Annotated in this window: 7 protein-coding genes and 2 pseudogenes; 6 read left to right on the top strand and 3 right to left on the bottom strand. The window is 67.5% G+C overall.

Annotation, left to right across the window (positions count from 1 at the left end; translation table 11 throughout):
- A pseudogene (locus MTR62_RS19430) lies at window positions 1-557 on the bottom strand (hypothetical protein); the annotation flags it as partial.
- A gap of 209 nt (window positions 558-766) precedes the next feature.
- Here MTR62_RS19430 and MTR62_RS19425 point away from each other — a divergent pair.
- The 5 genes from MTR62_RS19425 (at window position 767) to MTR62_RS19405 (ending at window position 4,000) form a co-directional block, all read left to right on the top strand.
- Window positions 767-1,141 (top strand): hypothetical protein, encoded by a 375-nt coding sequence (locus MTR62_RS19425; RefSeq protein WP_244024052.1) that lies wholly within the window; start codon window positions 767-769, stop codon window positions 1,139-1,141.
- Between the two features lie 92 nt (window positions 1,142-1,233).
- On the top strand, window positions 1,234-1,983 hold the full coding sequence (locus MTR62_RS19420; RefSeq protein ID WP_244024050.1) for a hypothetical protein: 750 nt from the start codon (window positions 1,234-1,236) through the stop codon (window positions 1,981-1,983).
- Between the two features lie 8 nt (window positions 1,984-1,991).
- The gene (locus tag MTR62_RS19415; protein ID WP_244024047.1) at window positions 1,992-2,651 is read left to right on the top strand and encodes a glutathione S-transferase family protein; all 660 of its coding nucleotides are present in this window, start codon (window positions 1,992-1,994) and stop codon (window positions 2,649-2,651) included.
- A 40-nt stretch (window positions 2,652-2,691) separates the two neighbouring features.
- Complete coding sequence (locus tag MTR62_RS19410) at window positions 2,692-3,135, top strand: Rieske (2Fe-2S) protein (RefSeq protein WP_244024045.1); 444 nt, start codon at window positions 2,692-2,694, stop codon at window positions 3,133-3,135.
- 118 nt (window positions 3,136-3,253) lie between these two features.
- Entirely contained in the window at window positions 3,254-4,000 is a 747-nt protein-coding gene (locus MTR62_RS19405) for a hypothetical protein (RefSeq protein ID WP_244024043.1), read from the top strand.
- 481 nt (window positions 4,001-4,481) lie between these two features.
- Here MTR62_RS19405 and MTR62_RS19395 read toward each other — a convergent pair.
- Both MTR62_RS19395 and MTR62_RS19390 read right to left on the bottom strand, forming a co-directional pair.
- Window positions 4,482-4,616 (bottom strand): annotated as a pseudogene (locus tag MTR62_RS19395) (transposase); the annotation flags it as partial.
- A 290-nt stretch (window positions 4,617-4,906) separates the two neighbouring features.
- Entirely contained in the window at window positions 4,907-5,221 is a 315-nt protein-coding gene (locus MTR62_RS19390; protein WP_244024041.1) for a hypothetical protein, read from the bottom strand.
- Between the two features lie 368 nt (window positions 5,222-5,589).
- On the opposite strand from MTR62_RS19390, the gene tnpA reads away from it, so the two are divergent.
- A complete protein-coding gene (gene tnpA, locus MTR62_RS19385; protein WP_244024054.1) occupies window positions 5,590-5,940 on the top strand; it encodes an IS66-like element accessory protein TnpA in 351 nt (116 codons plus the stop codon).
- Window positions 5,941-5,961 lie beyond the last annotated feature (21 nt).

Genomic DNA, 5,961 nt, shown 5'->3' with positions numbered 1-5,961 from the left:
GTCTGCGCGGCGCTGGGCGCGGGGCTGGCGTCGAGCCGCAGCAGAAGCAGCGGCACGCCCGAACCTTGCGCGGCGAGCACCAGACGGCGGCTGGCGGTCAGATCAAGCTCGCGCATCGCCCCGCACCCCTCGACGATCACCGCGCCGAGCGGCGCGTGGCGCAGGGCATCAACCCCGGCGCGCAGCAGCGCCAGGGTATCGGGCACCACGCCGACCAGCCCCAGTTCGGGCGCACCGCCCAGTTCGGCCCAGCCGCGCCCCTGGAGCAGCCCGGCCGCCTGGACCGAACGGCGCGCGCGCAGCCACAGCACGGCGCGCTGGCCCCGTCCCGTTCCAGGCCCCGCTCTACCATCTGCCCGGCCACTCATTCCACTGGCGAGCGCCGCCGAAAAACCGGCCGCCGCCGCCGCATCGGCGGGTTCGGCGGCGTAGATCTCGTGCACGCACCCTTGCGCGAAGCCCCCTCCCAGCGCCGCGTCGAGCGTGGCGATCCCGGTAGGCCAGCGGGGGCTTTCGGGCCGGAGCGGCGAATCGGGCAAGGCGGGAACGACTCTCATTTGTTCCTATTATGTTCCAACCCGGACGCTAATCAAGATCGATTTGCTCCGGCGACCGGACACCCTGTGCAAACCCGCTCCGGCACATTTCTTGCTGCCCCCTTCCGCCGGTGTCCGAAGCCCGACACAAGCCCTGCAAACCTGTCGCGAACACGACACGACCGGCGCAGCGATCGGCCCGAAGCCGCCCCACCCGAGGATGCCACCCGATGGACAGAACCCCCGATGCCCGCGACTATCTCGCCCTTTTCGCGCGCTACCCGGCGGATTTCGCGCCCGGATCAGCCCCTTCGCCGGCCCCTTCCTCGGACGCCGCTTTCGGCACCGTCTACCGCGCGCCCGAGGATGCGCGTTTCCGCCTCCTGTTCGAACAGGTCTGCGCGCTGCTCACCCGCCCCTCGCCCTTCAACCTGCACCTTCCGGAAGCCTTTCGCACCACCGCGCAGCGCTACCGCGCGGGCGATCCGGCCACCCGCGCACAGATGCAGGAGCCGCAAAACCGCCACTTCATGCTGAGCGACCTGTTCGACTACATCCACCTCGTCGACACCATGGGCGGCGGCTGGAACCAGCGCGGGCGCTAGGCCCGGCCCCCGAGGGGCAGGGCGGCTGGCACGCTTGCTGCTTCCCCCTTCCTGCCGCGAGGCGCCCAACGCGCCCAGCACCGGAGAAGCCCATGACCGACATGACCGAACTGGCCCGACGCAAGAAGCCGCTCAACCTCGCCATCGTCCACGTGGACCCCGAGGCCTTCCTCGCCGCCTATCAGCCCTGGCTCGAGATCACCGCGTTCCTCTCGGCCCTGCGCGCGGGCCAGGTGGAAATGCCCGAGGATGGGATCACCCCCGCACTCACCCCCCAGCAACTCGCTGGCGGCGTGACGCACCAGATCGGCAACGACACGCTCGCCGCCTTCTGCATGACCGCCGCGATGAAAGGCGATGGCGCCGCGGTGGACACCGTCGAGGCCACCCTGCGCGCGCGCTTTGGTCCTGACTTTCCCGGCCATGTCGGCCTCTGGCCGTTTCGCGGCGAAATTGCCGCGCCGGTCTCGCTCGACGATCACGTCGGGCAGGCGGGCAAGAAGATGCTCGCGGGCGACCCTACCCCGCCGCCGATGCGCAACGGCGAGACCTGGACGGTGGGGATGCGCTTTCTCGAACGCGCGCTCGGCTCCAACTTCAAGAGCGAGATCATCTACCCGCAGGCGCTGTGGACCCGCGCGCGCTGGGAGGATGTGTGCGAAGGCGGCGTCGCCTTCATGGCGCATATCGAGGAGAACCTGCCGATCCTGCGCGAAGCGCTCAGCGAACCGCGCAACGATGCAGCCTTCATCGCCAACCTCCTGCTGCTCGGCGCGCCGGCCGTGGAAATGGACCTGCAGGACGACGTGAAGGGCATGCTGCGCTCGCTCGCCCGGCGCTGAGGCGCGCAATGGCCTTCATGAAACTCTACATGGCGCCCGGCACTTGCTCGACTGCGGCCAATATCCTGCTCGAGGAAGTCGAGGAAGTGTTCGAAGTCGCGGTGGTCAACCTGCCCGCGGGCGAAAACCACCGTCCCGAATATCGGGCGATCAACCCCAGCGGCACGATCCCCAGCCTGAGGCTCAAGGACGGGCGTGTGCTGACCGATCTGGTGACCATCGCCGAATGGCTGGGGCGCAACTGCCGGCGCGGCCGCTACTGGCCCGCCGATCCCGCGCTGCAAACGCGCGCCCACGCGATCATGGAACAGGTCACGCGCGAGGTTCATGCGCAAGGCTTTGCCCGCGTCTTCGTGCCGGAAAAGTTCGCAGGCACAGCGCGCGATTGCGCGGCGATCATGGCTGAAGGGCGCCGCCTTGCGGCCCGCGCGCTCGAAGAGCTTGCCGGCCGGCTCGATCCGCAAGGCTACGCGCTCGGCGCGTTCAGCGCGGCGGACCCGATCGTGTTCTACGTCGCCTTCTGGGCCGACATGACCGACGTGCCGATGCCCGCCCGTCTGCTTGCGCACTACCGCCTCATGCTCGGGCGCGAGGCGGTGATCCGCGTGCTGCGCGAAGAAGGCTATGACCCTGCGCGCCTTGGCCAACCCGCACCCAACCCCGCCTGACGACGCTTCCCGTTCCCAGCCCCGCAACAGGAGACCGACCATGACCGACCAGCCCGATCTGCCCGACCTTTTCGTGATCTGCGAAACCCGTGAGGTGCAGGAAGAGGAGGTGCGCGGCTTCGTTCTCGCCCGCCAGTGCGATGGCGTTCTGCAACCCTGGCCGATCCTCGTCACCCGCAAGGGCGGCCAGTTCCACGCCTATGAGAACGCTTGCCCGCACGACGGCAAGACACTCGACGGCGGGCACGGCGATTTCCTCGATGAGGAAGGCAACTTCCTCCAGTGCAAGGCCCATGGCGACCTGTTCGACCTGGGCGAAGGCACCTGCTTCATCGGCCCGGCCAAGGGCAAGGCGCTCACCCGGCTCGCGATCGTGATCGACGAGGGCGACATCTGCCTGCGCGATGCCGCGCTGACCGACGAGGACGGCCTCCACCTCGAAGAACCCGACACCCATCCAGAGGTGATGATTACTTCGGACTGAAATTCGCAGCCCCAAGCCTTGGCAACGCAAATTGATCGCGATCAAGGCGCTGCAAAGGGCCCTGACTAGACTGCCCAGCTTCGAGCGCCGAACCGGTGCCCACAAGCGAGGCAGGGCCATGGTCAGCGAGCCGATCGAATTCTTCCAGCAGATGCGCGCGGGCTTTGGCCAGATTCTCGCCGCACCGGGCGCCGACGCGCAGGCGATGAGCACAGCCCTAGCGGGCCGCGCCTTTGGCTGGTTCGAAAGCAATGTCGACGAGCAGACCCGCGGACTGCCTCCGCTGGCCTGCACCAAGGGTTGCCCGACCTGCTGCGCCTTGCGCGTCACCGCGACCGCGCCCGAGATCTTCGCCATGGCGGATTACGTGCGCAAGGTGGACGCCACGCCGCAAGGCGCCCGGCTCGCGCTGGCTTCGCGTATCCGCGAGACCAACGCGCAAACCAGCGGACAGAGCGAGACCCGGCGCCTCGCCTCGGGAACGCCGTGTCCGATCCTGGTCGAAGGGGTCTGCGTGCTCCACCCGGTGCGCACGCTCGCCTGCCGGGGGCTGGCGGCCTACGCCCAGGCCGAATGCAAGGCCGCCGCACGCGGTGAAGACACCACCGTCGCGCTGTCCGAGCCGCACTTGCGCCTGCGCGCGCTGGTGCAGCACGCGCTGCAGGCGGCGCTGCGCGACAAAGGGCTAGCCTGGGGGCTTTACGAACTCAACCAGGGCCTCGCGCTGGCCCTGGCCGAGCCACAGCGCATGGATGCCTGGCTGGCGGGCGAGGACAGTCTGGCTCCCGCCAGCGCCGAGCGCCCCGCCGATCCGCGCCGCATGGCGCTTGTCCAGGTGCTCGACGCAATGCCCGCGCCCGCCTGAGACCAGGCCGCAATGCGCAGGCCTCATCGGGTCTTGGGTCACGCTTGAACCTATCCAAGGCGTGATACCTCAGCCTTTTGCCGCCTTGGTATGGACGCTGGAGCGGTTTTCGATCGGATTGCATCGGATCGACCGCCCTTTGGGTTTTCTGCGGTGGAACGGCTGACCCGGCCATATCGCCGCGGCCGTCTTGCCTTCCTTGACTGCAGCCCCCTCAGCCTCGGTGTTGCGCTGCTTGGGCGCGGCGACCAGCTTGGCATCGACGATCTGCCCCCCCATCGGCAGGTAGCCGCGTGCCTTCAGTTGCCGGTCGAAGTCTGCGAATATCGTCTCCAGCGGCTCGGCCTTGGTGAGCCGCTCGCGGAATNACGATCTGCCCCCCCATCGGCAGGTAGCCGCGTGCCTTCAGTTGCCGGTCGAAGTCTGCGAATATCGTCTCCAGCGGCTCGGCCTTGGTGAGCCGCTCGCGGAATGTGCGGATCGTGTTCGCGTCCGGCGTTGCAGCCCCGAGGTCAAATCCCAGGAAGCGAAGCCAAGTCAGACGATCGCGGATCAGCCATTCCATGCGCGCGTCGGCTACGTTGTTCTGCGCTGCCAACACCAGGATCTTGAGCATCACGACCGGATCGTAGGGCGGACGGCCGCCCTTCGCGCCGTCGGAATAGGGCAGCGCCGCCGTCAAGGTCGGCCGAAAAGCCTCGAAACCCACGACCCGAGCCAGAACCTCCAAGGATCGCCGTCTGCCGAAAGGCGCATCATGTGCTCCGATAAACCGAAAAGCCCTGCCTGCCGCATCGATCCCTCCCGCTGCTCAGCAGCAGTGAATCATCGCAAGGCGCACTTGGCGAGAGGCAAATGGAGGTGCCCAGGTGATTCCACCTGACGGGAAATGCCCTGGCGAAACGGCTATTCGATGCCTTCTTGCCAGGCCTTGGAATTGATCGCGGCCTGAAAACGCGCCGCAGCATAACGGGGGTCCTGGGCGAAGCGCGCCTGGTTGGCGTAAAGCGCCTCGCGCGCGGCCTGCGCTTCGCTACGGGTCAGCGCGATACGCCCCGCGACATGCGTCGCCTCGGGCGCGCTGTGCTGGATCTGAGCCTTGCGCGGATGGGTCAGCACTTCGTTGACCTCCATCGATTCAGGCTTCCCGTCGAGCGTGACCGCAAGTCCGATCACTTCGACCCGGCGCCCATCGCGCGTGGTCTTGATATAGGTTGCCATGACGTATCTCCTTGCCGGCCGCCTCACCCGGTCGGCTGACCGATCCGTGCGATAGCCTTTGCCAACGCAAGAAACGCGCCACCTCTCAAGCCCCACCAAACAGGCTGGCGAACCCGGCACGTAAGCGTCACCGCTAGGCTCGGCCTATGTCCTCTTTCCGACAAACCGGACACACCAACGCATCCCTGCTCCGGCGATACACGCCACGACGGCAAGATTGGTCCCCGACAGCATGGCCAGGAGGAAGGTAAAACCTTGAAGCAGCGTACCCATCCGGTGAGCCCCGCCTTGTCCGTTGAGTGAACGACCGGTCTTAAGAGCGCTCGTATGAGCGGGCTTAGGAGCGCAGCCTGGGGCAGATCACGGTGATGACGGGGCCGGAGCGGCGGCGTCGGTGGCGGGACGAGGAGCGGTTCCAGATCCTGGCCGATGCCTTCGCGCCGGGTGCATGTGTCGCGGACGTAGCCCGGCGATGGGACGTATCGACCAGCCTGATCTACACCTGGCGGCGCAATCTGCGACGTGAACAGGCCGAAGGGGCCTCCCTTCCGATGGTTGAGGCAACCTTTGCCCAGGCGGTCCTCACCAAGGACGAGAAGGCGGACGGCTGTGATCGGTGCACCGTGATCTCCGTCGAACTGGGCGAAGGCCGGCGCGTTCGCATTTCGACCGAGGCGCCCGCTGCACTGGTCAGAGCGACCTTGAAGGCGCTGCGGTGATCCCAGCTGGCGCGCGGGTGT

This window comes from Novosphingobium organovorum (assembly GCF_022832435.1).
GTDB lineage: Bacteria > Pseudomonadota > Alphaproteobacteria > Sphingomonadales > Sphingomonadaceae > Novosphingobium > Novosphingobium organovorum.
This window is presented reverse-complemented; position numbering and strand designations above follow the sequence as displayed.